Origin of the sequence: Nocardioides sp. YIM 152588 (genome assembly GCF_040191335.1) — a bacterium.
Classification (GTDB): Bacteria; Actinomycetota; Actinomycetes; order Propionibacteriales; family Nocardioidaceae; genus Nocardioides.
The window spans coordinates 334,835-358,507 of sequence record NZ_JBEGDJ010000001.1; the positions used below are offsets into that span (position 1 = coordinate 334,835).

A 23,673-nucleotide genomic window follows, 5' to 3' on the forward strand; every position below is an offset into this window, starting at 1 on the left:
GATTTCGGACCATGCTCAAGCGCGCGCTCGCCGGTGCCCCGGCCCTCCTGCTCCTGGCCACGCTGTCCGCCTGCGGCGGGGACGAGGACACCACCGCCTCCGACGCGACCACTTCGGAGTCGCCGACCACCGACGCCACCACCGACGACGCGTCGACCGACTGCACCTACACGGAGGACGGCTCCGACCCCGGCGTCACGCTGCCCCCCGCCGAGCCCACAGTGAGCGGCGAGATCGCCGGCACCATCGAGACCTCGATCGGGGACCTGCCGATCACCCTGGACGCCGACGGCGCGCCGTGCACCGTGGGCTCGTTCGTCGCCCTGGCCGAGGCCGGCTACTTCGACGACACCCCGTGCCACCGGCTCACCGTGGCTACCGGCTTCGAGGTGCTCCAGTGCGGCGACCCGACCGGCACCGGCCGCGGCGGCCCGGGCTACTCGATCCCCGACGAGTACGACGGCAGCGAGACCTACGGCAAGGGCACCCTGGCGATGGCCAACACGGGCCAGCCCGACTCCGGCGGCTCCCAGTTCTTCATCGTGTACGGCGACACCGCGCTGCCGCCGCTCTACACGGTGTTCGGCACCGTGGACGACGAGGGCACCGAGGCGATCGCCGACGCCGCCGACGCCGGCGTCGACCCCGTCAACGACCCCGAGGACGGCACGCCCAAGACCGCGATCGACATCACCGGCGTGGTCATCGACTGACCGGCAGGTCCGGCAGCTCCGGCAGGTCGAGCCCGGTCAGGGCGACCGACCGCTCCCACAGCGCCCGCGCCAGCGACTCGTCGGCGGCGCGGGCGCTGCGTCGTGCCGGGGCCGGCCAGCCCCACATCTCGGTGATCCCGTGCGGACCGATGTAGGTGCCGCCGGGGATGTCCATCGTGGCCGCGTACACGGTGCACAGCGCACCGCGCCAGGTCGGCATGCTGACCAGGCGCTGGCCGAAGCCGGCGATCGCCGTGACCGCCGGGATGCCGCTGCCGGAGGTGATCGACGAGGTGGTCGCCCCGGGGTGGGCGCCGACGGCCCGGACCGGGCTGCCGGCCGCCCGCAGGCGCCGGTCGAGCTCGGCGAGGAACAGCAGGTCCGCCAGCTTGGAGTCGCCGTAGGCCCGGAACCGGCGGTAGCGACGGCGCTGCCAGCCGAGGTCGTCGAGGTCGAGCCGGCCCGAGCGGTGCTCCCGGGAGCCGGTGACCACCACGCGGTCGGTGATCTGCGGGAGCAGCAGCTGGGTGAGCGCGAAGTGTCCGAGGTAGTTGGTCGCGAAGTGCAGCTCGACGCCCTCGGGGGTGAGCCGGTGCGGCACGCCGAGCACGCCCGCATTGTTGATCAGCACGTCGATCGGGCCCACGTCGGCGGCCAGGTCGGTCGCGAAGGACCGGACCGAGTCCAGGTCGGCGACGTCCACCCGGCGCACGCTCACCCGCCCCCGGTCGACGCCCGGCACCGTCCGGGCCGCGGCCTCGCCCTTCGCGACGCTCCGGCACGCGAGCACCAGCGTGGCGCCGCGCGAGCCCAGGATCCGGGCCGCGGAGAGCCCGATGCCCGAGCTGGCTCCGGTGATCACGACCACCCGCCCGCGCTGGGGCGGGACGTCCGTCCAGGGGCGCATGGCCCCAGGCTGGCACAACGGACGCGTCACAGTGGCCGGAGTGACGGCGTGGCCGCAGGTTTGTGTCGCGCCCGGCTGTTTGGATGAGGACATGGAGATCGTGCTGCTGCTCATCGGGCTCGTCGTCGGCGTCGTCGTCGGCGGGCTGCTGGCCTGGGTCGTCCGGGGCTCCCAGGTCGAGGCCGTGCGCGGCGAGGCCGCGGGGGCGAGGACCGAGGCCGACGCGGTGCGCCACGAGGTCGACCGGGCCCGGGCCGAGCTGGCCCAGGCCGAGCACCTCGCCGAGGCGCGGCAGCAGGCGATCGTCGCCGAGGTGCGCTCCCAGGAGGCCGCCGCCCGCGCCGAGGTCGAGAGCCGGCTCGCCGGCGCCGTCGCGTCCCTCGACGAGCTGCGGGCGGCCATCCGCGCCACGGAGGAGCAGCACCGCGCCGCCCTGCTCACGGCCCAGGAGCAGCACCGCACCGGCCTGCAGGCCGCCCGCGAGCAGCACCAGGAGACCCTGCGCCAGCACCAGGAGGCCCAGCAGGAGCGGGCCCGGGTCGACGCGGGGCACACCCAGGTGCTCAAGACGCTGAGCCCGGTCGCCGAGCAGCTGCGCTCGATGCAGCAGCGGGTCGACGACATGGAGAAGGCGCGCCACCTCCAGCACGGCGAGCTCGCCGAGCAGCTCCGCACCACCCAGCACACCGTCGCGGAGTCGAAGCGCGCCGCCGACACGCTGGCCTCGGCGCTCTCGAACAACGCGGTGCGCGGCTTCTGGGGCGAGACCCAGCTCAAGACGCTCGTCGAGTCGGCGGGACTGCTCTCGCGGGTCGACTTCAGCCTGCAGAGCCAGATCGAGGCCGACTCCGGCCTGCGCCGCCCGGACATGGTCATCAACATGCCCGGCGGCAAGCAGATGGCCATCGACGCCAAGGCGCCCTACAACGCCTACATGGAGGCGTGCCGCAAGGACATCGAGCCGGACGTGCGCCACCAGTACCTGGTCGAGCACGCCAAGAAGGTCCGCGGCCACGTCGACGCGCTCGCGTCGAAGTCCTACTGGTCCGGCCTCGCGGCGAGCCCCGAGTTCACGGTGGCCTTCATCCCCAACGACCAGCTGCTCGCCGCGGCCCTGGACGCCGACCCCTCCCTGCTGGAGCACGCGTTCGGCAAGGGGATCGTCCTCGCCACCCCGGCCAACCTCTGGGCGATCCTCAAGACCGTCGCCTTCACCTGGCGCCAGGACGTGCTCACCGAGGACGCCAAGGAGCTGTTCGACCTCGGCCGGGAGCTCTACCTGCGGATCGTGAAGATGGCCGAGCACGCCGAGAAGCTGCGGCGTTCGCTGGAGAGCACCATCAAGGCCTACAACGGCTTCGCCGGCTCCCTGGAGAGCCGCGTGCTGGTCACCGCGCGCAAGCTCGACCGGATGGACGAGTCCACCGTCATCCCGACGCCCGCGATGATCGAGGAGGCGCCGCGCGCGCTCACCAGCGGCGACTTCGAGGCCATCGCCGACCTGGACCGCGACGAGCTCCCGCTGGGGCTCGCGGAGCCGACCGACGCGGACGGGGCCGTCGAGGCCGAGATCGTCGAGGACTCCCAGGCCGGCTGAGCTCAGCACCCGAGCGACAGGTCCGGGCACCCGGGCCGAGGAGCCGGTCCGAGGAGCCGTCCGCGGCCCTCGACGCCCGCCGGCGCGGCCACTACGTTGCAGCGTGTGGATGTCGACGTACGCGAGGTGGCCCCCGGCGTGTGGCAGGCCCGGGCGAAGCACGTGGCGTGGGTGCTCGTGGTCGACGGCGAGGAGGTCACGCTGGTCGACACCGGCTACCCGGGCGACCGGGAACGGGTGATCGCCTCGCTCGAGAAGGTGGGGCGCTCGCCGGCCGACGTCGCCGCGGTCATCCTCACCCACGCCCACCCGGACCACCTGGGCAGCGCCGAGTACTTCCGCACCGAGGTGGGCACGCCGGTGCTGGTGCACGAGCGGGAGGTCCCGAACGCGACGGGCACCCGCATCGAGCAGGTGTCGGTCGCGACGCTGCTGGCGCGGGTCTGGCGGCCGGACGTGGCCGTGTGGATGCGCGACATCGTCGCCCTGAAGGCTGCGCGGGTCGATCGGCTGGGATCGGTGGAGACGTTCGCGGCCGACCCGCTGGACCTGCCGGGGCGGCCGCGCCCCGTGCACACGCCCGGTCACACGTCGGGGCACGCCGCCTTCCACCTGCCCGATCGCGGCGCGTTGCTCGTCGGCGACGCCCTCATGACCGAGCACGCCCTGGCCCGCACGCCCGGGCCGCAGCTGCTGCCGTCCTTCTTCAACCACGACGGCGAGGCGGCGCTGGCCTCGCTGGAGACGCTGTCGCGCCTGGAGGCGGACGTCCTCGTCCCGGGCCACGGTCCCGCGTTCCAGGGCTCCCCCGGCGACGCGGTCGCCGCCGCGCTCGCCGCCGCCTCGCGGGCCTGACCCACCCCGACCGCCCGGGCGGGCGGCGCGGCGTCGGGCAGCGCGGCTCAGACCCGGTCGGGGGCGTAGATCGGTGGGGTGGGGCCGTCCAGGTCGACCGTCCGCCGGGCGTTCGACATCGCCGTCACCGTGGCGGTCCCCAGCGGCCCGGTCCGGTCGAAGACCTCGGCGGTGCCGACGGAGAGTCCCCGCGCCGCGACATGGTCGGTGGCGCGGATCCCGAGCGTGGTGCTGTCGGGCAGGCGGCACAGCGTCAGGTCGATGTCGGTGTTGATGTAGCCGATGCCACCACTGCCCCAATTGGTGACCATGCTGGTCGCGTCCGCGATGGAGGCGGCCGCCTGGAAGGGCGTCGGCGTCTCCCCCACGATGACCGGCATCGCCGTCTGCCAGGTGGCGTGACGCCCGGCGTTCTGGTGCTCGCTGAAGTTCTGCGACCACGGCTGGTCGCTGGCGAAGAACGGGATGTGGTGCTCGCCGTCGGTCGGCACCACGTCGGCCGGTGGCGCGGCCGCCCGCTGCGGGGCCACCCACAGCTCCCCCGCCGGGGGCTCGCCGGTCCTCAGGAACAGCGCGCTGGCCCGCGCGACCGGATCACCGTCCTGCTCCATCACAGCGTCCACCAGCAGCAGCCGCGAGCTCGAGCGCACCACCGAGGCCCGCCCGCGCGACGCCACGGTGCCCGCCGGCCGGTACAGGTCGACGTGGTACCGGACCGGCACCAGGTCCGACCGGTCCAGCCGCGCGACGTGCTCCTCGATGGTGAGCGAGAGCAGGCCGCTGACCGCGACCCCGTGCATCTGGGCGTCGCTCCACAGGCTCGTCGCCAGCGCTTGCGGCGCCAGCAGACCACCCTCCACCCTGCGGAACCACCCGGGCTCGACGTCGCTCATCCGGGCAGCCTAGAACACGTTCTCACTTCCGCGGACCGTGTCCGGGTGGCCACCGGGCGCGGGCGAGGCCGGGTCGTACGGGGTGCGGGTGTAGACGAACGTCGCGCACTCGAGGTGAGCCACCGCGCCCGCCGCGTCGCGGTGCACGGTGAGGCCCTCGCCGCGGTGGTAGCCGTCGGAGCCGATGATCCGAGCATCCGCGCCGTCGCCGGCGACCACGAACCGGTCGCCGACCTCGCCCGTGCGGACGTCGCGCAGCCTCAGGTCCGAGCCCCACCACTCCAGGGAGTAGGCCGTGTTGCCCCAGAACCAGAGGCCGGGAACGCCCGCCAGCGACACCGGGAGCGTGGCCGTCGGCCGCCACGGCTCCGGCGGGGCCGGCGGGTCGACGGCCAGCACGAGGCCGGGGACCCGATCGGACGGCAGCCCGGTCGTGGCGTTGGCCAGCACCGCGACCGCGTCGTCCGTCGCGGGGTCGACGAAGAGGCTCGCCTGGAACCCGGGCATGGAGCCCGTGTGTCCGACCCACGACCGACCGCCCACGCGCAGCAGCCGCACCCCGAGCCCGTAGTCCACGGCCGGCGCGACCGGCTCGCGCATCCGGGCGGCCCAGGCCTCCCCGAGGATGCCCGGATGCCCGTGCGCCAGGACGCCCGCCCAGACCAGCAGGTCGGCGGGGGTGCTCCAGAGCTGACCGGCCGGCGCCATCGCCCCGGTGTCGGCGTGCGGCTCCGCGGTGAGCCTGCCGGTGAAGTGGTCGACGCTGCGTCCCGGCGCGCAGCCCTCCGGCGGCAGGTACGCGGTCGCGGCCATGCCCGACGGCGTGAGCAGCCGCGTCCGGACCGCCTCCCACCAGGACGTGCCGTGGGCCTCCTCGACGACCGCACCGAGGAGCGCGAAGCCGAGGTTGGAGTAGTGGTAGAGCTCGCCGGCGTCCGCGATCGCGGGGCGGCCGGCGTTCGCCGAGAACAGGGCCGCCCGGTCCGTCCCGGGCGTCCGCTCCCACCACTCCCCCGACGGCTCGCTCGGCAGGCCGGCGGTGTGGGAGAGCAGGCCGGCGACGGTCGCCCCGCCGTGCGGGGCGTCCGGCAGGAACCGGCCCACCGGGTCGTCCAGATCGACCTCGCCCGCCTCGGCCAGCTGCAGCACCAGGACGGCGGTCAGGGTCTTCGTGATCGACCCGATCCGGTACGCCGTCTCCGGTGACGGGGCGGGGTCCGCTCCCGCCCGGCCCCACCACGCCGGGCTCCCCCGCTCGGCGACCGCGCCCACGACCGACGGCAGCCGGCCTGCTGCCTGCAGGCCGGCCAGCGCGTCGTCGTAGCGTCGGGTCACTCGCCGTAGGCCTCCATCGGCGGGCAGGCGCAGACCAGGTTGCGGTCGCCGTAGGCCTGGTCGATGCGGGCCACCGGGGGCCAGTACTTGTCCGGGTCGAAGCCGGTCGGGAACGCACCGACCTCGCGCGGGTAGGCGCGGTCCCAGTCACCCGTCAGCACGGCGCCGGTGTGCGGCGCGTGGCGCAGCGGGGAGGCGTCCGCGGCCCACTCCCCCGTGGCCACCCGGTCGATCTCGCCCTTGATGGCGATCATCGCGTCGATGAACCGGTCCACCTCGGCGAGGTCCTCGGACTCGGTCGGCTCGACCATCAGGGTGCCGGCGACCGGGAAGGACATGGTCGGGGCGTGGAAGCCGTAGTCGATGAGGCGCTTGGCCACGTCGTCGACCGTGACGCCCGTCTGCCGGGTGATCTCGCGCAGGTCCAGGATGCACTCGTGGGCGACCAGGCCGGACTCGCCGCGGTAGAGCACCGGGTAGTGCTCGCCGAGGCGCGCCGCGATGTAGTTGGCCGACAGCACCGCGACCGCCGTGGCGCGGGTGAGGCCGGCGGCGCCCATCATCGAGATGTAGGCCCAGGAGATCGGCAGGATGCCGGCCGAGCCGTACGGGGCCGCGCTGATCGCGCCGATCCCCTCGCGCCGGTCCGCCTCGGGGTGCAGCACGTGGGTGGGCAGGTACGGCGCCAGGTGCTCGCGCACGGCCACCGGTCCCACACCGGGGCCACCGCCGCCGTGCGGGATGCAGAAGGTCTTGTGCAGGTTCAGGTGCGAGACGTCGCCGCCGAACTTCCCGGGCTGGGCGTAGCCGAGCAGCGCGTTGAAGTTGGCGCCGTCGATGTAGACCTGGCCGCCGTGCTCGTGGACGATCTCGCAGAGCTCGGTGATCGTCTCCTCGTAGACGCCGTGGGTGGACGGGTAGGTCACCATGATCGCGGCCAGGTCGTCGGCGTGCTCGGTGCACTTGGCGCGCAGGTCGTCGAGGTCGACGGTGCCGTCCTCGGCCGACTTCACCACCACGACCCGCATGCCGGCCATCACCGCCGAGGCGGGGTTGGTGCCGTGCGCGGACGCGGGGATCAGGCAGACGTCGCGCTGCCCCTGTCCCTGCGCCACGTGGTAGCCGCGGATCGCCAGCATGCCGGCGTACTCGCCCTGGGCGCCGGCGTTGGGCTGGATCGAGACGCGGTCGTAGCCGGTGACGTCGGCCAGCCAGCCCTCCAGCTCCTCGATCAGGCGGCGGTAGCCCGTGGCGGCGTCGGCGGGCGCGAACGGGTGCAGGTCGGCGAAGCCGGGCAGCGTGATCGGCTCCATCTCGGTGGTGGCGTTGAGCTTCATCGTGCACGAGCCGAGCGGGATCATGCCGCGGTCCAGCGCGTAGTCGCGGCGCGCCAGGCGCTTGAGGTACCGCAGCATGGAGGTCTCGTTGTGGTGGGTGTTGAACACCGGGTGCGTCAGGTAGTCGCTGGTCCGGGTCAGGGCCTCGGGCAGCCCGTCGATCGGCGCGGCGGCGGCCGGCGTGACGCCGAACGCCGCGTGCAGCGCCCGCAGGGTGCCCGCGCCGGCGGTCTCGCCGAACGAGATCCCGACCGTGTCGGCGTCGACCAGCCGCAGGTGCAGCCCGCCCGCGCGCGCCGCGGCCACGATCTCCGCGGCGCGGCCCGGGGCGCGGACGCCGAGGGTGTCGAAGAAGGTCGGGTCGAGGAGCTCGAAGCCGGCGGCGCTCAGCGACGCCGCCGCGCGGCCGGTCAGCGCGTGGACGTCCTGCGCGATCCGGCGCAGGCCCTCGGGGCCGTGGTAGACCGCGTACATCCCGGCGGCGACCGCGAGCAGCACCTGGGCGGTGCAGATGTTCGAGGTCGCCTTGTCGCGGCGGATGTGCTGCTCGCGGGTCTGCAGGGCGAGCCGGTAGGCCGGGCGGCCCTCGGCGTCGATGGAGACGCCGACCAGGCGCCCGGGCAGCTGGCGCTCGAGGCCGGGCCGCACGCTCATGAAGCCGGCGTGGGGGCCGCCGTAGAAGAGCGGGACGCCGAACCGCTGGGCCGAGCCGACGACGACGTCGGCGCCCATCGCGCCGGGCGCCTCGAGCAGGGTGAGCGCGAGCAGGTCCGCTGCCACCACCGCGAGGCCGCCGCGGGCGTGCACCTCGTCGATGATCGGCCGCGGGTCGATGATCCGGCCGGACGCCCCGGGGTACTGCACCAGGACGCCGGAGACGGCGCCCTCCGGCAGGCCCTCGGTCAGGTCCGCGACCACGATCTCGATGCCGAGGCCCTCGGCGCGGGTGCGCACCACGTCGACCGTCTGCGGGAGAGCGTCGGCGTCGACCACGAACGGCCCCGCGGCCTTGCGGTTGGCGCGGAACGCGAGCGCCACCGCCTCCGCGGCCGCGGTCCCCTCGTCCAGCAGCGACGACCCCGTGGTGGGCAGCCCGGTCAGGTCCGAGACCATGGTCTGGAAGTTCAGCAGCGCCTCGAGTCGGCCCTGCGAGATCTCGGGCTGGTAGGGCGTGTACGCCGTGTACCAGCTCGGGTCCTCGAACAGGTTGCGGCGGATCACGGCCGGCGTCACCGTCGAGTGGTAGCCGAGGCCGATCAAGGCCTCACCCGGCTCGTTGGCGGCGGCCAGCTCGCGCAGCGTGGCGGCGGCGGTCTCCTCGTCGACGCCCTCGCCGAGGCCGAGACCGTCGAGCGAGCGGATCGCCTTCGGGACGGCCGCGTCCATGAGCTCGTCGAGGGATCCGAAGCCCAGGCGGGCGAGCATCGCCTCGACCTGCGGCTGGTCGGGGCCCAGGTGGCGCGCCACGAAGGGCGACAGTGCGGTCGGGTGGTCGGCGTGCGCAGAGGTCACGGGTTCAGGCTCCTCGGATCGGTTTGATCGAGCCCTCCCCCTCTGTCGTCGCATCGTCGCGGCTTCAGAGTCGCCTGTCCGCACGGTCCTGGCGCCTGAGAGGTTCCGGGGAGGAATTGCCCCTTCGGCGTCCGCTTTCGACGGGAAAACGAAACTCTCCCGCGCGGCATCGACAGCGCGGGAGAGTTTATCAGCCGGGTGCGGCTCAGACGGCGTTGCGTGCCGCCCGTCGCGCCGCCAGCTCGTCGCCGGAGACCGGAGCGTCCGCGTCGTTGGCGCGCTCGCTCGGCAGCGAGGAGAGCGTGCCCTCGATCTCGCGCCAGACCCCACCGATCGCGATGCCGAAGACTCCCTGACCACCCTGGAGCAGGTCGATCACCTCGTCGTTGCTCGTGCACTCGTAGACCGAGGCACCGTCGCTCATCAGCGTCACCTGCGTGAGGTCGTCCGTGCCGCGCTCGCGCAGGTGGCCGACGGCGGTGCGCACCTGCTGGAGCGAGATCCCGGCGTCCAGGAGCCGCTTGATCACCTTGAGGATGAGCACGTCGCGGAAGCTGTAGAGCCGCTGCGAGCCGGAGCCCGAGGCACCGCGCACGCTCGGCTCGATCAGCCCGGTGCGGGCCCAGTAGTCGAGCTGCCGGTAGGTGATGCCCGCGGCGTTGCACGCGGTCGGGCCGCGGTAGCCGAGGTCGCTGGGCAGCGGCGACACGTCGTCGGTGAAGAGCAGGCCCTGCTCCTCTGCTGCGGCGGATGCCGCGGGGTCTTGGGCCGTCTTCGGCTGCTGCTCGTTCACTCGGTCCTCCATGGTTCGAGGTGGGGCAGGACATGACGCTACGGCCCGGCCTGAGGTCGGTCAAAGACCCTCGGGGTGTGTCGCGAAAACTCTCACCCTCAACATGAACCTTACGTCGATTCGAAGTCCTCCGGCGTGACGTGGTCGAGGAACTCGCGGAACCTCTCGACCTCGTCCTCCTCCTCGACCGGCACCGCCAGACCGGCCTCGTCGAGCACGCCCTCGTCGCAGTAGATCGCCGTGCCGGTGCGCAGCGCGAGCGCGATCGAGTCCGAGGGGCGGGCACTGACCTCGGCCCCGGACGCGAAGACCAGCGTGGCGAAGAAGACGCCGTCGCGGACATCGGTGATCCGCACCTGCTCCAGGCTGTTGCCGGTGGCCGTGAGGATGTCCTTCATGAGGTCGTGGGTGAGCGGCCGAGGCGGCACCACCCCCTGCTGGGCGAAGGCGATGGCGGTCGCCTCCACCGCGCCGATCCAGATCGGCAGGTAGCGGTCACCGGCCACCTCGCGCAGCAGCACGATCGGCTGGTTGGACGGCATCTCCACCCGGACTCCCATGACGTCGACCTCGCGCATGCCTCCAGACTACCCACTGCCGGGGACGCCGTGAGGGACGTCGGGCCGCGCACCCGCGCTGCGGCCGGGTCGCGCCGGACCCCGGTCAGAGGCGGCGCAGACCCGCCTTGACCAGGGTGGCGTGCAGCTTCACCGACAGCGAGGCGATCTCGCTCACCGCCTCCTCGGCCCGTGCCGCCGCGGCGGCGTCGCGACCGCGCCGCACCGGCGCGACGACCTGGCCGATCAGCCCGACCTCACGGTCGGCCGCCGCCTTGAAGGCGCGCAGGTGCCGCGGCTCGATCCCGAACGCGCCGAGCTCCTTGGCGGTCTGCGCGACCACCAGGGCGTCGCTGTCGAAGTGGCCGGTGCCCGAGGCGCTGAGCAGCCCGAAGCCCTCGAGCTCGCCCAGGAGCGCCTCGTCGATCTCCGCGATCTTCACCAGCTCCTGTCGGGAGAGCCGCACCTGGTCGCGGCGGAGGAAGGACTCCGGGCTCGGCACGCCGTCGCTGCCGAGCGCCACGGTCGGGACGGTGGGCACGACGGGCTCGATCGGCGGCGGCTCCAGGCCGCGGTCGATCGCGTCCAGGTGCTCGCCGATGACCTTCAGCGGCAGGTAGTGGTCGCGCTGCATGCGCAGCACGTACCGCAGCCGGTCGACGTCGCGGGGCGCGAACTTCCGGTAGCCCGCCGGGGTGCGCTCGGGCTTGATCAGGCCCTGCTCCTCGAGGAACCGGATCTTGGAGATCGTGACGGACGGGAAGTCCTCCCGCAGCCGGTCGAGCACCTGTCCGATGTTGAACAGCTCCCGAGCGGCGACCGGCCGTGAGGCCGGGTCCGGGCGAGCGGGAACCATCGGGCTCAGGCGCTCTCGTGCCCGGCGAAGTAGACCAGTCGGTACTTGCCGATCTGGACCTCGTCGCTGTCCTTGAGCTGGACCTGCTCGATCCGGTCGCGGTTGACGTAGGTGCCGTTGAGGCTGCCCGCGTCGGCGACCGAGTAGCCGGAGCCCTCCCGGTTGAAGACCGCGTGCCGGCGCGAGACCGTCACGTCGTCGAGGAAGATCGCGCTGTCCGGGTGGCGACCGGCGCTCACCTCGGCCTGGTCGAGCAGGAACCGGCTACCGGCGCCCGGACCCTTCTGCACCACGAGCAGCGCGTGCCCGACGGGGAGCGCGTCGACGGCCGCGGCGTCCACGGGGTTCAGCGCGCGGTCGGAGGTCTCCACCTTCTCGCCACCGCCGAACTGGATCGTCGCGGTGGTCTCGCCCAGCGGGGGCGCGGAGGTGTCCGGCGCCTCCGGGGTCGCCGGCTCCGCGGTCACCAGGCGGGTACCGCACTGGGAGCAGAACCGCGCGTCGTCCGGGTTCTGCCGCCCGCAGTTCGTGCAGAACGGCATCAAGCCTCCTCAGGCACAACCCTCACCCTGACAGTGAGGTGGATGGTTCGAACCTACACCCTGCTCAGCCGTCGAGCTGGGCCTCGTAGGAACTGGCGTCGAGCAGCTCGGCCAGCGCCCCGGCGTCGGCGGGGACGACCTCGAAGAGCCAGCCGGCGCCGTACGGGTCGCTGTTGACCAGCTCGGGGGTCGCGTCGAGCGCCTCGTTGGCCGCCACGACCTCGCCCGCGACCGGCGCGTAGATGTCGCTCACGGACTTGGTCGACTCCAGCTCGCCGCACGGGGTGCCGGCGGTCAACGTGGCCCCGACCTCCGGGAGCGACACGTAGACGATGTCGCCGAGGGCGTCCTGGGCGTAGTCGGTGATCCCGACCCGGATCGAGCCCGGCGCCGTGCCCGGCTCGCGCACCCACTCGTGCTCGACGGTGTACTTCAGGTCCGTTGGGTTCACGGTGGTTCTCCTTGTGGGGTCCGGTGGCGGCCGGCGAGCGGCCGCGCAGCAGAAGGCTACTGGTCGGGCGCCGGCTCGGCGAAGCGCCCTGCCGCGCTGTCCCGGACCGACTCGATGTCCAGCGAGGTCAGCTTGTCGACCTGGACCTCCGCGCCGTCGTCGCGGAGCTGCTGGCTCGGCCCGAAGGCGAAGACCATCGCCGCGTTGAGGACGTCGGGGTCGCCGATGACGTCGAGGACGTAGGGCCCCTCGACCAGCTGGCCGTCGACCAGGAAGCCGCCCGTGGTCTCGGCGAAGGAGGACTGGGCGCCGATCCGCACCTCGCCGTTGAGCTGCATGGCCTCGGCGCCGACCGTGCGCAGCTCCTGGACGGTGTCCAGCATCGAGGAGAGACGGACGGTGCCGTCGACCTCCGTGATCGTGATCCGGATCCCCGGGCCGGTGACCGGGACGACGCCCGCGAGCACGCTGAGGTCGTCGACCTCGTTCTGCGCCTGCTCCAGCGCGGCCCGGCGCTTGGTGCTGTCGTCCTGGAGGTCGTCCCGGACGCCCTCGAGCCGGTCGATGTCGGCCTCGGCGCGCTGGCGGGCTCCGGCCAGCGCGTTGAGGACGTCGATCAGGTCCTGCTGGCGCAGGCCCGCGTAGTTGTCCTCGTTGGCGGCGACCCGGACCTGGGTGACCGCGGCGAAGCCGACCAGGGCGAGGAGCAGGGCCACCACGACCTGCCGGCGGGAGGGGCGCCGTACGGCGGTCATCAGGCGCTCCAGCGGGGACCCCGCGGAGGGGCCCACCGTCGAGGCCGCGGTGGATGCCTCCGACGTACCGGCGGGCTCCGGGGTCGCCTCGGGCTCGGGCTCGGTCTCCCCGACCGCCTCGGCCTCGGCCTCGGGCTCTGCCTCAGGCTCGGCCTCGGGCTCGGCCTCGGGCTCGGCCTCAGGCTCGGACTCGACCACAGCCTCGGCCTCGGGCTCGGCCTCGGGCTCCGCCTCAGGCTCGGGCACCGCCTCCGGCTGGGTGTCCGCCTCGGTCTCGGACTCGACCTCCGGCGCCGTCACCTCCGCCCCGTCCTCGGGCGGGTCCGGCTCGGCGCCCGCGTCGTCGCGCGGTCGCCGGTCGGTGTCGTCGACGGACTCCTCAAGCATGGAAGACGTGCCTTCGGATGGCGGCGGCGTTGGTGAAGATCCGGATGCCGAGGACGACGATCACGCCGGTGGAGAGCTGACCACCGACGCCGAGCCGGTCACCGAGGTACACGATCCCGGCCGCGATCACGACGTTGCTGACGAACGAGACGACGAAGACCTTGTCGTCGAAGATGCCGTCCAGGTAGGCGCGCAGCCCACCGAACACCGCGTCCAGCGCCGCCACGACGGCGATCGGGAGGTACGGCTCCAGCGCCAGCGGCACGTCCGGCTTGAAGATCAGGCCGAGGGCGACGCCCACGGCCAGTCCCAGTACCGCGATCACAGCGCACCATCCTCCTTCTGCCCGTGGCCGTCGCTCGACGGGTTCCGGGCAGACCGTAGCCTGAGGAGCCGCGCCGGTGCGGCAGGCAGGCGCACCTCGGCGAGGCTGTCGATGTCGTACCGGAACGCGAACCGCTGGACGAGCGCGAGGAACTCCTGGCCCGGGTGGGACTCGATGAAGTCCGAGGCGAGGCGGTCCACGTCGCCGATCGCGGTGATCGTGTACGGCGGCGCGATGCCGACGCTGTTGACCTCGATCGGGGTCCCGGAGTTCCGGATCGCGGAGCGCGCGGTCAGGCGCTGCCCGTTGATCGCGATCGCCTCGGCTCCGACGGCCCACAGCGCGTCGACCAGCACGGCGAGGTCGGAGTCCCGGATCACGTTCGCCGGGTCGGTGGCGTCGGTGTTGTCGACGGTGACCCGGATCGCCGGGCCGACGACCGGCGTGAAGCCGGCCAGCGCGCCGAGCCGGGCCGCGCGCTCCTCGAGGCCCGCCACGGAGTCACCGAGGTCGCGCAGCGCCTGCTCGCCCTCGCTGTTGCGCAGGCGCAGGTCGTCGATGCGGGCCTGGACGGCCTGGACCGAGGCGCGCCGGGTCTCGATCCGGTCGATCAGCGCGGCTCGGCTGGCGTCCTGGTCCTCGGCGTTGCGCTGGGTCTGGACGCCGGCGACCGTCACCAGCAGCGCGAAGGCGGCAAGCACCGCCACCACCCCGCCACCGGAGATCCGGCGGGGCGTGCGGTCGCCACCGCGGGCGTCGGCGGCCGCCTGGTAGTCGCGGTCGAGCGACTCCTCGGTGATCAGGGTGAGCAGCGGGGTCCGCACCCGGTCGGAGACGTCAGCCACGGCGACCACGTCCCCGGAGCGGGCGTCGCTCGACCGTCGCCATCAGCGTGCGCACCTGCCACGCGTACAGGAGGCCGGCCCACCAGTAGAGGCCGATCCCCCACGCTGCGAAGGCCCACCCGAAGACCAGGGCCAGCGTCGCCACGACCCCGTCGCCCTCGCCGAGCAGGAGCAGCGGGAAGGCGTAGAGCAGGTTGAAGGTGGCGGCCTTGCCGAGGAAGTGGACCGGGAGCGCGCTGTAGCCGCGCGTGCGCAGCAGCGGCACCAGGCCCCACATCAGCAGGTCGCGCAGCGGCAGCGCGAGCGCCACCGGCCACGGGATCACGTCCCGCAGCGCGAGGCCGACCACGACCGCGAGGATGTAGAGGCGGTCGGCGACCGGGTCGAGCAGCTGGCCGAGCGGGGAGGTCTGGTTCAGCCGCCGGGCGAGCCAGCCGTCGAGGAAGTCGGTCACGCCCGAGAACGCCAGCACCGCCAGCGCCCACGCGTCCTCCTCCGGGCCGAGCACCAGCCAGAGGAAGACGGGCACCAGGGCCAGCCGGAGCAGGCTCAACAGGTTCGGCACCGTCACCACGCGCGGGGACGGCCTCACCTCGCTGCCTGCCGGGTCCACCACGGTGGTCACCCTAGTCAGCCCCCGCGGTGGCCTGGTCGTCGGAGTGCGCCGCGTCGCGGATCTCCCCGACCAGCTCCTCGATCACGTCCTCCAGCGCCGCCACCCCGACGAGGGCCCCGGAGGTCTCGACCACCCGCGCCATGTGGGCACCGCGGCGCTGGAGCACCTCGAGCACCTCGTGCAGCTGGCTGCCCTGGGTCACCGTGGCGAACGGACGGATCCACCGGTCCGCCACCGGGCGCTGGCGGCGCACCTCGTCGGGCTCCAGCACGTCCTTGATGTGCAGGTAGCCGATCAGCTCCGGGTCCCCGTCGCCGTCCACGACCGGGAACCGGCTGAAGCCGGTGGCGGCGCAGAGCGCCTCCACGTCCGCACCGGTGGAGCCACGACGGACGGTCGCGAGGTCCGCGGGGGCCATCAGCACCGACTCGACCGTCTTCTCGGTGAAGCCGAGCGCGCCGGCCAGCCGGTCGTACTCGTCGTCCGCGAGCAGGCCCTCGCCGCGGGACTCCTCGACCAGCGCGGCGACCTCCTCGCGCGTGTAGGTGCTCGTCACCTCGTCCTTGGGCTCGATGCGCAGCAGCCGCAGGATGCCGTTGGCCATCGCGTTGATCGCCACGATCACCGGCCGCAGCACGGTCACCAGGCCGAGCAGCGGCGGGCCGAGCACCAGCGCGGAGCGGTCCGGCCCCGCCAGCGCGATGTTCTTGGGGACCATCTCCCCCAGCACCACGTGCAGGAACACGACCACGGCGAGCGCCACCACGAAGGCGATCGGGTGGACCGCACCGTGCGGCAGGCCCAGCGCCTCGACCGCCGGCTCGAGGAGGTGGGCGAGCGCGGGCTCGGCCACGGCACCGAGGCCCAGCGAGCAGATCGTGATGCCGAGCTGGGCGCCCGCCATCATCTCGGAGACGTTCTCCATCGCGCGCAGCGTGGTGCGGGCGATGCGGGAGCCCTCGAGCGCCATCGGCTCGATCTGGCTGCGGCGCGCGGAGATCAGGGCGAACTCCGCGCCCACGAAGAAGGCGTTCGCGGCCAGCAGCACGACGGCGAGGCCGATCCCGAAGAGGTCGCTCATCGCTCCCCCTCCATGCTCTCGACGCGGGACTCGACCCGCATCGACAGCCGGTCGATGCGGAGCCCGTCCATGTGGTCGACGGTCAGCAGCGCGCGCCGGGCGGTCACCTCGCCGTCCTCCTCGACGTCCGGCAGGTCCACCTCGGCGCGGTCGCCGGCCACCGGGATCCGGCCGAGCACCTTGAGCACGAGGCCCGCGACGGTGTCGTAGTCCTCACTCTCGGGCAGCGGGACGCCGGTCAGGTCCTCGACCTCGTCGGGGCGCAGCAGGCCGGAGAGGGACCACGAGCCGTCGCGGCGCAGCCGGCCGCGGGCGCCGAGCCGGTCGTGCTCGTCGGCGATGTCGCCGACGATCTCCTCGATCACGTCCTCGAGCGTGACGATGCCGGCGTGGTCGCCGTACTCGTCCAGCACGATCGCCATCTGGAACCCGTCGGCGCGCAGCAGCGCGAGCAGCGGGTCCAGGCGCAGGGTGTCGGGGACCACGATCGGCTTCGCCATCAGGTGCTTGACCTTGACGGTGGAGCGCTCGTGCAGCGGCAGGGCGACGGCGTTCTTGACGTGCACGGTGCCGACCACCACGTCCTGGTCGTCCAGCACCGGGAACCGGGAGTGCCCGGTCTCGCGGGCGAGGGTGATCACGGCGCTGGCACGGTCCTGCTCGTCCAGCGACCGCGTGCGCACCCGCGGCGTCATGATCTCGCCGGCGGTCCGCGTGCCGAACTCCACCGATCGCTCCATCAGCTCGGCGGTGTCGGCGTCCAGGGTGCCCTCGTCGGCGGAGCGCTGGATGAGGGAGGCCAGCTCCGCGGAGCTGCGGGCCGAGCGGAGCTCCTCCTGCGGCTCGATGCCGAGGCGTCGCACGATGGCGTTCGCGCTCCCGTTGAGGAGCCGGATCGGCACCGCGCAGGTCGCCGTGAACAGCCGCATCGGCCGCTGGGTGGCGCGCGCCGTGGCCAGCGGGAGCGCGATCGCGACGTTCTTGGGGACCAGCTCGCCGATCAGCATGGTGAGCACCGTGCTGATGGTCAGGCCGAGCGCCACCGCGATCGGGCTCACCGCGGAGTCGGCCACGCCGAGCGAGCCGAGTGGCCCGCGGAGCAGCTCCGCGAGCGCGGGCTCGGCGAGGAAGCCGATGCCGAGGTTGGTCACCGTGATGCCGACCTGCGCGCCCGAGAGCTGCGTGGAGAGGGAGCGGAGCGCCCGCTGCAGCCCGACGGCGGAGGCGTCTCCGGCGGCGGCCGCCCGCTCGACCTGGCCACGGTCCACCGTGACGAAGGCGAACTCGGCCGCGACGAAGAGCCCGCAGGCGAGGATGAGCAGGATGGCGATTCCCAGCAGAAGCCAGGGTGTCATCGAGTGTGTGGTCCTTCGGAGGTGGAACGGGAGGTGCCGATTCTACCGGTGCACCGGTCGCGGGGCCGCACTCGCGCGGAGATTCGCCGTCCGGCTCGCCGGGCTCAGCGCCGGCTCGCCACCCCGCCGTACCAGTCGAGCAGCTCGGGGGCGTCCACGCTGCCCGGGTCGAAGGCGCCCGACAGGTCCTGCCCGGCGAGCAGCTTCTTCACCGGGACCTCGAGCTTCTTGCCGGTCCGGGTGTGCGGGATCCCGGGCGCGGCGATGATCTCGTCCGGGACGTGCCGCGGCGAGGCGTGGGTCCGGATCGCGTCGGCGATCCGGGAGCGCAGCGCGTCGTCCAGCTCGACGCCCTCGGCGAGCACCACGAAGAGCGGCATCCAGTAGCCGCCGCCAGGCTGCTCGACCCCGATCACGAGCGCCTCGCGCACCTCCGGGAGTGCCTCCACCGGCTCGTAGATGTCGCCACTGCCCATCCGGATGCCGTGACGGTTGAGGGTGGCGTCCGAGCGGCCGTGGATCACCACCGAGCCGTGGTCGGTCAGCGTGATCCAGTCGCCGTGGCGCCAGACGCCGGGGAACGTGTCGAAGTAGGCGTCCCGGTAGCGGTGACCGTCCGGGTCGTCCCAGAAGGCGACCGGCATCGAGGGCATCGGCCGGGTGACGACGAGCTCGCCCACCTCGCCCCGCACGGGGCGGCCCGCCGGGTCGAACGCGTCGAGCGCGACGCCCAGGCAGGGGCGCGAGAGCTCGCCCGGCCAGACCGGGACGGTCGGCACCGCACCCACGAAGGCGCTGACCACGTCGGTGCCACCACTGATCGAGCAGATCTGCACACCGTCGCCGAGCTCCGCCTGCAGCGCCTGGTGGCTGTTGGCCGGGAAGGTCGAGCCCGAGATGCCGACCATGCGGAGCCGGTGCAGGTCGTGGCCGGACGGGCCGACGCCCGCCTTCTGGCACGCCGCCACGTAGCCGGGGCTCATCCCGACCACGCTGACCTCGTGCTCCGCGGCGAGCGCCCAGAGGCCGTCGGGCCCCGGTCGCGCCGGCGAGCCGTCGTACGCGACCACGCTCGCGCCGGTGAGCAGGCCGCCCACCAGGAAGTTCCACATCATCCAGGAGGGCGTCGTGTACCAGAACAGCCGCTCGCCGGGTCCGAGGTCGAAGTGGAGCGCGGCGACCTTCGCCTGCTCGAGCAGCACGCCGCCGTGGCCGTGCACGATGCCCTTCGGCCGGCCGGTCGTGCCGGAGGAGAACAGGACCCACAGCGGGTGGTCGAACGGGAGCGGCTCGGGGGCGAAGTCGGCCTCCCGGCCCACCGCGGCGGCCCAGTCCTGCGTGCCGATCTCCAGGGTGCCCCGCAGCCCCGGGAGCGCGCCGGCCAGCTCGGCGACCACGTCGGACCGGTCGTGGCGGCGCCCGCCGTGCAGGTACGACGTCGCGTGCACCAGCAGCGCGGGCTCGAGCTGCTCGAAGCGGGCCCGCGCGGCGGACGCTGCGTAGTCCATGCCGCAGACCGCCCAGGTCGCGCCGATGCTCGCGGCCGCCAGCAGGGAGACGACGGCCTCGGCGCCGTTGGGGAGGAACCCCACGACCCGGTCGCCGCGTGCCACGCCGAGGTCGCGGAAGGTGGCCGCCAGGCCGGCGACCTGTGCCCGCAGCTCGGCCCACGTCAGGTGCACGGTCGCCGCGGGGTCCTCGGTGCAGGCGACGAGCGCCACCTCGTCGGCCGGCCGGTCGCGCAGCACCGATGCCGCGTAGTTGACCGTCGCCTCGGGGAACCAGACCGCGCCCGGCATCCGCTCCTCGGCCAGCGCCGGACCGGGCAGGTCCTCCCCCACGTAGTCGGCGACGGCGCGCCAGAAGGCGTCCGGCTCGGCGACCGACCAGCGCCAGAGGCTGTCGTAGTCACGCCCGGTGAGCCCCGGCGTCTCCGGCAGCTGCTCGGCGAACTCGACGACGCGCGGCGTACGGCCGGGGGTGGACGGTGCGGGGACCCAGTCTGGTGCGCTCACGCCGCGACCATAGCCCCGGCGAACCGGGCGCGGGCGGTCGGTCCGGCCCGCCGGAACGCCTTTCCGCAATTGCCACTCGGATTGACAACGGGACCAGTAGCCTCACGCGCACCACGCCACCGACCCGACCAGGTCCGGCTGACGGACCATCAGGGAAGGGCCATGAGCGAGCACTCGGACGACACCATGGTGAAGGGCGGCGCCGCCGACCTCGAGCGGACGCTGCGCGCCGTCGTCGACTCCGCACCGCACGCGATCCTGCTGACCGACGTGTCCGGCTGCGTCGTGCTGGCCAATCCCCAGGCGGAGCGGCTCTACGGGTACGACCTGGACACCCTGGTCGGGATGCCCGCCGCCGCCCTGATGCCGGCGCGCCACCGGGCCCAGCACGCCGCGATGCGGGCGCGCTTCCTCGCCGAGCCGCACGTCAGGGAGCCGCGCGAGCAGCGGGACGGGCGGCGGTTCCTGGCACTGCGCAGCGACGGCACGGAGGTGCCGGTCGAGGCGGGCATGACGCCGGTCTGGCTGGACGACGAGCTCTTCATCATGACCTCGATCACCGACGTCACCGAGCGGGTCGCGGCCCGCTCGCGCGCCGAGGGCGACCTGCGCCGATCGATCCTCGACAGCCTGCCGTTCAGCGTCCTCGCGACCGACCGGTGCGGCAGCATCGTCGCGGCGAACCCCGCCGCAGCGGCACTGGTCGGTCGACCGCCGGACCAGCTGGTCGGGCGGACCCTGGCGTCGCTGGCGGCGACGCCGTACAGCCCGCTCGGGGGGCCGGCGGCCGGCCTGGCCACCCTGGTCGGGCAGGAGCTGGAGATCGAGTACCAGCGCCCCGACGGGAGCAGCCTCCCGGTCCTCCAGGTCGTCAGCGAGATGCGCGACGTGGAGGGGCTGCTCGGCGGCTACCTCGTGGTCGCCTACGACATCACCGCGCGCCGCCAGGCCCAGGACGCGGTGCGGCGGATGACCACGCACGACGCGCTCACCAACCTGCCCAACCGGACCCAGCTCGAGCGCCACCTCGGCGCCGCGATCGCCGAGGCCGCCGAGTCCGGCGCGGAGGGGGCCCTGCTCCTGCTCGACCTCGACCACTTCCAGCGCGTCAACGACTCCCTCGGCCACCAGGTGGGCGACCAGGTGCTCCTCGAGATCGCCGAACGCCTGCGCCGCTGGTCGGACGACGACACCTTCGTGGCCCGCTTCGGCGGCGACGAGTTCGTGGTCGTGGTCCGCGACGCCACGCGGCTGCCCACCCTGACCGCGGACCTCGCCGCGGACCTCGCCCGCACCGTCGAGGTGGACGGCCGGGAGCTGAGCACCACGCTGAGCATGGGCGGCGCGCTCTTCCCCGGCCAGGGCGCCGACCCGACCGTGGTCATCCAGCACGCCGACACGGCGATGTACTACGCCAAGGCGGCCGGTCGCAACCAGCTCCAGTGGTTCAACGAGGGCATGCGCGAGCGGACCAACGAGCGCCTCTCGCTCGCCTCGGCCCTCCGGCTCGCGCTGCGCGAGGGCGAGCTCTCGGTCGCCTACCAGCCGCAGGTGGACCTCGCCACCGGCCGCACCGTCGGCTTCGAGGCCCTGGCCCGCTGGCAGAGCCCGACGCTCGGCACCGTCGGGCCGCACCGGTTCATCCCGGTCGCCGAGGAGACGGGGCTGATCGTCGAGCTCGGCGCGTGGGTGCTCGAACGGGCTTGCGCCGACATCGTCCGGATCCAGGCCGAGATCGGCCGGCCGATGCGCCTCGCCGTCAACGCCTCCCCGCACCAGTTCCACGCCGAGGGCTGGGTCGAGACGGTCGTCGAGATCCTCGATCGGACCGGCCTCGACCCCGGCCAGCTGGAGCTCGAGATCACCGAGGGCGTCCTGATGGACGACCAGCGCCACGTCCTGGAGACGCTGCGCCGGCTGCGCGAGATCGGGATCTCGATCGCCGTCGACGACTTCGGGCTCGGCTACTCCAGCCTCGCCTACCTCGCCCGGTTCCCGATGGACAAGCTGAAGATAGACCGCGCCTTCGTCAACGGCCTCCAGCCCCAGCAGGGGCGCGCGCCGATCATAGACGCCATCGTCGGCATGGCCCACGCCCTCGGGATGGACGTCGTCGCCGAGGGCGTGGAGACGCCGGACCAGGAGCGCTACCTGCGCAGCCGCGGGTGCGACGAGGCGCAGGGCTTCCTCTACAGCGCCGCCGTCGCGCCCAAGGACGCGTTCCGGGCGGCCCGCAGGCGGCGCGCCTCCGTCTGAGCCGCGGCCACGTCCGGACCGGCGGCGTCCTCCCCCGCCGGGCGGACCCATCCCTCGCCGGGCTCGTGGCGCCGTACGACGCGCGCGGGCACGCCGGCGACCACCGCGTGGTCCGGCACCTCGCCGCGCACGACCGAGCCGGCCGCCACCACCACCTGGCGCCCGATCGTGGTGCCCGGCAGGATGATCGCGCCGTGCCCGATCCAGCTGCCGGAGCCGATCCGGACCGGCCGGTGCTCGCCGAACTGGCGCCCGATCGGGACGTCCGGGTCCTCGTAGCCGTGGCTCGCGTCCGAGACGAAGACGTCCTTGCCGAACCAGACGTCGTCCCCGATCTCGATCGAGTCGTGGGCGGTGAGGCACGCGCGGGCGCCGATCACGCACCGGTCCCCGACGACCAGGCCACGCTCCGGCAGCCGGGCCTGGGTGGGTCCGTAGCCGACCGAGAGCGTGCAGTAGCGGCCGATCAGGGTGTCGGCGCCGATGTGGATCGACGAGGCCCCGAACAGGCCCTCGATGGGGAAGCCCAGGCAGCTGCCGGGGCCGAAGGCGCCGAAGCCGTCGGCGACGTCGGTCCCCGGCACCACGTCACCGAGGCGTTCGACCCGGCGCCAGGTGGCATGGATGGAGCGGTTGAGGAACCGACGCAGCAACGGCACCCGGCGACCCTAGTGGCCCGCGCGCCGTCCGGGGGGCGGTTGACGCGCCGGGCGGCGCGAGAATCGGTAGGTTCGAAGGACTCCGACGGGATCGGACGAGGGGGTGCGGCGTGGGAAGGGTGACGGCCAGGCGAGCGGTGGTGCGCCTGCGCGACGGCGCGGTCACGCGGGTGTCCGACGCCCTCGCGGTCGAGGAGCCGATGGAGCTCCGGGTCGACGGCCGTCCCCTGACGGTCACGATGCGCACGCCCGGCAGCGACTTCGACCTCGCCGCCGGGTTCCTTGTCTCCGAGGGTGTCGTGCACAGCGCCGACCAGATCTCCGCGATCCGCTACTGCGCCGGCGTCGACGCGGAGGGCCGCAACACCTACAACGTGGTCGACGTGACGCTGTCCCCGGGGACGCCGGCGCCGGCGCCGGGCCTCCAGCGCAGCTTCGCGACGACCTCGGCGTGCGGCGTGTGCGGGAAGACCAGCCTCGACGAGGTCCACGCCGCGACCCGGTACGCCGTGGCCGACGACCCCGTGCGGATCGCGCCGTCCACGCTCGCCACCCTCCCCGAGCGGCTGCGGACGGCGCAGCGGGTCTTCGACCGCACGGGCGGCCTGCACGCGGCCGGGCTCTTCACCGCCGACGGCCGGTTGCTGGCCGCCGACGAGGACGTGGGCCGGCACAACGCGGTCGACAAGGTCGTCGGGGCATCACTCCTCGCCGGCCGCCTGCCGGAGGCCGGGCGCGTGCTCATGGTCAGCGGCCGCGCCTCGTTCGAGCTCGTGCAGAAGGCGCTGATGGCCGGCATCCCCATCCTCGCGGCCGTCTCCGCGCCCTCCTCCCTGGCCGTGGACCTCGCCGAGCGGAACGGCATGACACTGGTGGGCTTCCTGCGCGGCTCCTCCTGCAACGTGTACGCCGGAGCGGAGCGGATCGCGGACGCGCGGGCCTGAGCCCGGCCGGCCTTCGAAGGACCCGCGACCGCGGGACCGACTGCCCTGCTGGCCGGCACGCCCGTCGGGCAGGCTGGCAGCGGACGA

22 protein-coding genes and 1 riboswitch are annotated in these 23,673 nt (G+C 73.6%); of the genes, 5 read left to right on the forward strand and 17 right to left on the reverse strand.

What is annotated here, in order from left to right; all coding sequences use genetic code 11:
* Nucleotides 1-11 precede the first annotated feature (11 nt).
* Nucleotides 12-713 carry a peptidylprolyl isomerase gene (locus ABLM29_RS01665; RefSeq protein ID WP_349711792.1) on the forward strand — a complete coding sequence of 234 codons (702 nt, stop codon included), beginning with the start codon at nt 12-14 and terminating at the stop codon, nt 711-713.
* On the opposite strand, the gene ABLM29_RS01670 is transcribed toward ABLM29_RS01665, so the two are convergent.
* Nucleotides 703-1,620, reverse strand: a complete 918-nt coding sequence (locus ABLM29_RS01670; protein WP_349711794.1) for an oxidoreductase — start codon at nt 1,618-1,620, stop codon at nt 703-705. The two genes, ABLM29_RS01665 and ABLM29_RS01670, sit on opposite strands and share 11 nt — an antisense overlap.
* Before the next feature lie 91 nt (nt 1,621-1,711).
* On the opposite strand from ABLM29_RS01670, the gene ABLM29_RS01675 reads away from it, so the two are divergent.
* Nucleotides 1,712-3,217, forward strand: coding sequence for a DNA recombination protein RmuC (locus tag ABLM29_RS01675; protein ID WP_349711796.1), 1,506 nt, complete (start codon nt 1,712-1,714; stop codon nt 3,215-3,217).
* Between the two features lie 105 nt (nt 3,218-3,322).
* On the forward strand, nt 3,323-4,072 hold the full coding sequence (locus tag ABLM29_RS01680) for an MBL fold metallo-hydrolase (RefSeq protein ID WP_349711798.1): 750 nt from the start codon (nt 3,323-3,325) through the stop codon (nt 4,070-4,072).
* Between the two features lie 47 nt (nt 4,073-4,119).
* On the opposite strand, the gene ABLM29_RS01685 is transcribed toward ABLM29_RS01680, so the two are convergent.
* The 15 genes from ABLM29_RS01685 to ABLM29_RS01755 all read right to left on the reverse strand — a co-directional run bounded on the left by ABLM29_RS01685 (nt 4,120) and on the right by ABLM29_RS01755 (nt 19,727).
* Nucleotides 4,120-4,965, reverse strand: a complete 846-nt coding sequence (locus tag ABLM29_RS01685; protein ID WP_349711800.1) for an acyl-CoA thioesterase domain-containing protein — start codon at nt 4,963-4,965, stop codon at nt 4,120-4,122.
* Between the two features lie 9 nt (nt 4,966-4,974).
* Entirely contained in the window at nt 4,975-6,300 is a 1,326-nt protein-coding gene (locus ABLM29_RS01690) for a serine hydrolase domain-containing protein (protein WP_349711802.1), read from the reverse strand.
* Nucleotides 6,297-9,062: an aminomethyl-transferring glycine dehydrogenase gene (gene gcvP / locus ABLM29_RS01695; RefSeq protein ID WP_502889142.1), complete on the reverse strand. Its 2,766-nt coding sequence runs from the start codon at nt 9,060-9,062 to the stop codon at nt 6,297-6,299. Before gcvP ends, ABLM29_RS01690 begins: the two co-directional genes overlap by 4 nt.
* A gap of 160 nt (nt 9,063-9,222) precedes the next feature.
* Nucleotides 9,223-9,321: riboswitch (glycine riboswitch) on the reverse strand.
* Nucleotides 9,322-9,354: 33 nt separating this feature from the next.
* A complete protein-coding gene (locus tag ABLM29_RS01700) occupies nt 9,355-9,942 on the reverse strand; it encodes a MerR family transcriptional regulator (RefSeq protein ID WP_349711806.1) in 588 nt (195 codons plus the stop codon).
* Between the two features lie 110 nt (nt 9,943-10,052).
* Entirely contained in the window at nt 10,053-10,520 is a 468-nt protein-coding gene (locus ABLM29_RS01705) for a bifunctional nuclease family protein (protein WP_349711808.1), read from the reverse strand.
* An 85-nt stretch (nt 10,521-10,605) separates the two neighbouring features.
* Entirely contained in the window at nt 10,606-11,286 is a 681-nt protein-coding gene (ftsR, locus tag ABLM29_RS01710) for a transcriptional regulator FtsR (protein ID WP_349711810.1), read from the reverse strand.
* A 74-nt stretch (nt 11,287-11,360) separates the two neighbouring features.
* Nucleotides 11,361-11,897, reverse strand: coding sequence for a zinc-ribbon and FHA domain-containing protein (locus ABLM29_RS01715; RefSeq protein WP_349711812.1), 537 nt, complete (start codon nt 11,895-11,897; stop codon nt 11,361-11,363).
* A 64-nt stretch (nt 11,898-11,961) separates the two neighbouring features.
* Entirely contained in the window at nt 11,962-12,348 is a 387-nt protein-coding gene (gene gcvH / locus ABLM29_RS01720; RefSeq protein WP_349711814.1) for a glycine cleavage system protein GcvH, read from the reverse strand.
* A 56-nt stretch (nt 12,349-12,404) separates the two neighbouring features.
* On the reverse strand, nt 12,405-13,490 hold the full coding sequence (locus ABLM29_RS01725) for a DUF881 domain-containing protein (protein ID WP_349711816.1): 1,086 nt from the start codon (nt 13,488-13,490) through the stop codon (nt 12,405-12,407).
* The gene (locus ABLM29_RS01730) at nt 13,483-13,815 is read right to left on the reverse strand and encodes a small basic family protein (RefSeq protein WP_349711818.1); all 333 of its coding nucleotides are present in this window, start codon (nt 13,813-13,815) and stop codon (nt 13,483-13,485) included. The genes ABLM29_RS01725 and ABLM29_RS01730 overlap by 8 nt, the downstream gene beginning before the upstream one ends.
* Complete coding sequence (locus ABLM29_RS01735; protein ID WP_349711820.1) at nt 13,812-14,660, reverse strand: DUF881 domain-containing protein; 849 nt, start codon at nt 14,658-14,660, stop codon at nt 13,812-13,814. Before ABLM29_RS01735 ends, ABLM29_RS01730 begins: the two co-directional genes overlap by 4 nt.
* Entirely contained in the window at nt 14,653-15,276 is a 624-nt protein-coding gene (clsA, locus tag ABLM29_RS01740; RefSeq protein ID WP_349711822.1) for a cardiolipin synthase ClsA, read from the reverse strand. Before clsA ends, ABLM29_RS01735 begins: the two co-directional genes overlap by 8 nt.
* A 10-nt stretch (nt 15,277-15,286) precedes the next feature.
* Complete coding sequence (locus tag ABLM29_RS01745; protein WP_349711823.1) at nt 15,287-16,357, reverse strand: hemolysin family protein; 1,071 nt, start codon at nt 16,355-16,357, stop codon at nt 15,287-15,289.
* On the reverse strand, nt 16,354-17,712 hold the full coding sequence (locus ABLM29_RS01750; protein ID WP_349711825.1) for a hemolysin family protein: 1,359 nt from the start codon (nt 17,710-17,712) through the stop codon (nt 16,354-16,356). The genes ABLM29_RS01745 and ABLM29_RS01750 overlap by 4 nt, the downstream gene beginning before the upstream one ends.
* Before the next feature lie 104 nt (nt 17,713-17,816).
* Entirely contained in the window at nt 17,817-19,727 is a 1,911-nt protein-coding gene (locus ABLM29_RS01755; RefSeq protein ID WP_349711826.1) for an acetoacetate--CoA ligase, read from the reverse strand.
* Between the two features lie 162 nt (nt 19,728-19,889).
* On the opposite strand from ABLM29_RS01755, the gene ABLM29_RS01760 reads away from it, so the two are divergent.
* The gene (locus ABLM29_RS01760; RefSeq protein ID WP_349711827.1) at nt 19,890-21,983 is read left to right on the forward strand and encodes a putative bifunctional diguanylate cyclase/phosphodiesterase; all 2,094 of its coding nucleotides are present in this window, start codon (nt 19,890-19,892) and stop codon (nt 21,981-21,983) included.
* On the opposite strand, the gene ABLM29_RS01765 is transcribed toward ABLM29_RS01760, so the two are convergent.
* Nucleotides 21,917-22,642: an acyltransferase gene (locus ABLM29_RS01765; protein WP_349711828.1), complete on the reverse strand. Its 726-nt coding sequence runs from the start codon at nt 22,640-22,642 to the stop codon at nt 21,917-21,919. The two genes, ABLM29_RS01760 and ABLM29_RS01765, sit on opposite strands and share 67 nt — an antisense overlap.
* Before the next feature lie 119 nt (nt 22,643-22,761).
* Between ABLM29_RS01765 and fdhD the strand changes: the two genes are divergently transcribed.
* Complete coding sequence (gene fdhD, locus ABLM29_RS01770) at nt 22,762-23,586, forward strand: formate dehydrogenase accessory sulfurtransferase FdhD (protein ID WP_349711857.1); 825 nt, start codon at nt 22,762-22,764, stop codon at nt 23,584-23,586.
* Nucleotides 23,587-23,673 lie beyond the last annotated feature (87 nt).

Excerpts from the sequence above, each read along its gene's own strand:
- ABLM29_RS01675 (WP_349711796.1), top strand. The coding sequence starts at position 1,712 with ATGGAGATCGTGCTGCTGCTCATCGGGCTCGTCGTCGGCGTCGTCGTC.
- ABLM29_RS01745 (WP_349711823.1), bottom strand. The coding sequence starts at position 16,357 with ATGAGCGACCTCTTCGGGATCGGCCTCGCCGTCGTGCTGCTGGCCGCG.
- ABLM29_RS01685 (WP_349711800.1), bottom strand. The coding sequence starts at position 4,965 with ATGAGCGACGTCGAGCCCGGGTGGTTCCGCAGGGTGGAGGGTGGTCTG.
- ABLM29_RS01715 (WP_349711812.1), bottom strand. The coding sequence starts at position 11,897 with ATGCCGTTCTGCACGAACTGCGGGCGGCAGAACCCGGACGACGCGCGG.
- ABLM29_RS01750 (WP_349711825.1), bottom strand. The coding sequence starts at position 17,712 with ATGACACCCTGGCTTCTGCTGGGAATCGCCATCCTGCTCATCCTCGCC.
- gcvP (WP_502889142.1), bottom strand. The coding sequence starts at position 9,062 with ATGCTCGCCCGCCTGGGCTTCGGATCCCTCGACGAGCTCATGGACGCG.
- ABLM29_RS01665 (WP_349711792.1), top strand. The coding sequence starts at position 12 with ATGCTCAAGCGCGCGCTCGCCGGTGCCCCGGCCCTCCTGCTCCTGGCC.
- ABLM29_RS01670 (WP_349711794.1), bottom strand. The coding sequence starts at position 1,620 with ATGCGCCCCTGGACGGACGTCCCGCCCCAGCGCGGGCGGGTGGTCGTG.
- ABLM29_RS01725 (WP_349711816.1), bottom strand. The coding sequence starts at position 13,490 with ATGCTTGAGGAGTCCGTCGACGACACCGACCGGCGACCGCGCGACGAC.
- ABLM29_RS01760 (WP_349711827.1), top strand. The coding sequence starts at position 19,890 with ATGAGCGAGCACTCGGACGACACCATGGTGAAGGGCGGCGCCGCCGAC.
- ABLM29_RS01705 (WP_349711808.1), bottom strand. The coding sequence starts at position 10,520 with ATGCGCGAGGTCGACGTCATGGGAGTCCGGGTGGAGATGCCGTCCAAC.